The organism is Listeria rocourtiae FSL F6-920 (assembly GCF_000525975.1).
Lineage (GTDB): Bacteria > Bacillota > Bacilli > Lactobacillales > Listeriaceae > Listeria_A > Listeria_A rocourtiae.
The window spans coordinates 1-2,277 of sequence record NZ_AODK01000076.1 but is presented as its reverse complement, the minus strand read 5'-3'; the positions used below and the strand labels follow the sequence as shown (position 1 = coordinate 2,277).

Annotated in this window: 3 protein-coding genes; all 3 read left to right on the top strand. The window is 36.5% G+C overall.

Annotated elements, in window-relative coordinates; all coding sequences use genetic code 11:
* Positions 1 to 660 precede the first annotated feature (660 nt).
* A complete protein-coding gene (locus PROCOU_RS15675) occupies positions 661 to 1,095 on the top strand; it encodes a vWA domain-containing protein (protein WP_036074281.1) in 435 nt (144 codons plus the stop codon).
* Between the two features lie 28 nt (positions 1,096 to 1,123).
* On the top strand, positions 1,124 to 1,435 hold the full coding sequence (locus tag PROCOU_RS15670) for a hypothetical protein (protein ID WP_036074278.1): 312 nt from the start codon (positions 1,124 to 1,126) through the stop codon (positions 1,433 to 1,435).
* Positions 1,436 to 1,442: 7 nt separating this feature from the next.
* A partial coding sequence (locus PROCOU_RS16890) for an immunoglobulin-like domain-containing protein (RefSeq protein WP_244266348.1) occupies positions 1,443 to 2,277 on the top strand: 835 nt, incomplete at its 3' end.

The window sequence follows — 2,277 nt, the reverse complement described above, 5'->3', positions numbered from 1 at the left end:
TATGATGTATAATGTGTGATTAATATTTCTAAATATATATTCTGTTTTGTATTGTATAAAAGGAGGTTTAGAATAGTAGTTGATGTAAGAAGGTTGCTTTCTGCTTTGAAGGAGCATAAGGCAACCTCTTTATTGAGATAAATCTCCAGTTATAAAGTGTGAATATTATATGAATTTTTTTTAATAATCTAGATTTTGGCTAGATTATTAAAAAAAAGCTATGGTAGTATAATACATGTGCTAAGGAAGTATTGGCAAGAAATAAATAATTTGTTGTTATTTTCGTCCAAGCATAATCATTATTACCATTTTCATAAAAATGGTAATAATGATTAAAATGGTTTTGATTTATCTGAAAAGAATTACTTTTCTGGAGGTGGTTTAATTAAAGTGAAAAAAATCTGAAAAATGAGTTAATTAATTATTAAAATTTCAACTATATGATTATACAAGGAGATAAACAAATGAATAGAAAATTAGATCGAGCAATGCGCTTTTTGAAATGCCTTATTGTACTTGTATTATTGATGAGTACTTGTTTTATAAGCGTGTCCAAAGTAAGTGCAACTGGGTCGATATATAATACCAGTAATGACATAGCATTTTCAAAAAAAAGATACAAATGGTCTGCGTGAATATGAGGGAAAGATTAAGTTTGATTTGCCTGCCGCTCAAACTTCAAAGGGGAATGATATTATTTTCTTGCGGGATACGAGTGGCAGCTTTTCAGCTCATACTCGCCAACTAACAGAAGCTATCGCAGAAATTGCTGAGGAAGTAGACTTAAGTCAGGACAGAATCATGGTTATTAATACTACACCAGCAACTCGAGCTAGTGTTACTGTCCCACTTACGAATGATCTTAAAGTTATAAAAGATGGACTAACGAGAACAGCTGCTAGTAACGTTACCACGGATTCTGGTTTTGAATATGCGCTAACTAATTACAATGGATTTAAAGGAGATACGGATAACAATACTATTTTTATTCTTATAAGTGATAATGATGCATATGGAGTACAGCGTACAGTTGATGGCGCAACGAAAGTAAAAAAATGCTGGCTACAAGGTAGGTGGAATTTATATTGGAAGTAGTGCTACATCTATCGCTAACGGAAAACAGATGGTTTCAGACCCAAGTTACTTTTATCAATTCACAAATATGACACAAGGGATTGACGCGCTCCGTGAACTTACACAAACGATGTATGAAACAGAAGATGCACAGATGGAATGGACATTGGATGATGTGTTTGAACTTTTAGATGTCAGTGCAACAGACCAGGATGGAAAAGAGATTCCAGTTCAAGTATCGGGGAACACTGTTACATTGGTGACACCTCAAGATGCTGATAAATCTGTTACGCTACAGTATTCTTTCAAAGAAAAAAAAACGCCTTTTAGTGACAACGCTAGTAGGTATTGGGAGTGTTAATGCTTCCTTGGGGCAAGAACTTATCCCAGATGTTTTTGTAACGGGAAATAATGATCCAGTCATTTATGCAAAGGATAGAACGATAATTGCGGGAACATCGTTTGATCCACTAGAAAATGTAACTGCCTCAGATATTGAAGATGGGGATTTAACATCACATATTCAAATTATATCAAATGATGTTAATACAAAAAAAGAGGGCGTGTATTCCGTTACATATGCGGTAACGGATAGCGATAACAACACTACAAAAAAAACGATTACAGTTAATGTAAATGCAACTCCTCCAACAGTAAAAGCTCAAGACATGAGTGGAATTGCTGGAATCTCAGCTAGTGAAGTAAGTTGGTTTACGAACGTGACAGCCGAGGACAAAGTAGACGGAGATATAAGCGCCAAAGTGAACGTAGACTATAGCGGTGTGAACTTCCAAAAAGAAGGCGACTATCCAGTGGTGTATAGTGTGACGAACAGTAACGGCAAATCCGCAAGCGCGACAGTGAATATGCAAATAACAGCAGAAGCACCAGTCATACAGGCAAAAGACATGAGCGCCATCGCAGGAGCGAAAGCTAACGATATCAATTGGTTTACGGATGTCAAAGCTGAAGACAAAGTAGACGGAGATATAAGTGTTGAAGTGAACGTAGACTATAGCGGTGTGAACTTCCAAAAAGAAGGCAACTATCCAGTGGTGTATAGTGTGACGAACAGTAACGGCAAATCCGCAAGCACGACAGTAAATATGCAAATAACAGCAGAAGCACCAGTCATACAGGCAAAAGACATGAGCGCCATCGCAGGAGCGAAAGCTAACGATATCAATTGGTTTACGGATGTCA

Coding starts and splice junctions, on each gene's coding strand:
- PROCOU_RS15670 (WP_036074278.1), top strand. CDS start 1,124: ATGGTTTCAGACCCAAGTTACTTTTATCAATTCACAAATATGACACAA.